Below are 237 nucleotides of genomic sequence, written 5' to 3'. Positions count from 1 at the left end.
ATCGAGGGTGTGGACGTGCCGAAGGTTGACGGCATCCTGGTCCGGGGCCATACCGTCTGGGCGGTGCAGAACTTCCTGAACCAGATCGTCCGGATTGACCTCTCCAACGATCTCTCCTCCGGCGAGATCGAAGACACCATCACCAGTCCCCACTTCGATGTTCCCACCACGGTTGCGCTGTTCGGGAACACCCTGGCTGCCGTGAATGCGCAGTTCATGCGGCCGGCCAGCCCCCAC

General features: G+C 62.4%; 1 protein-coding gene. It reads left to right on the top strand.

What is annotated here, in order from left to right; all coding sequences use genetic code 11:
• Positions 1-15: 15 nt before the first annotated feature.
• The coding region (locus AC3XQU_RS24860) for a hypothetical protein (RefSeq protein ID WP_489876758.1) at positions 16-237 on the top strand (222 nt) is incomplete at its 3' end.

This window comes from Telluria sp. AZSoR62 (genome assembly GCF_058111565.1).
Note: the sequence above shows the minus strand (reverse complement) of the source record. Positions and strands in the feature narration are given on the sequence as shown.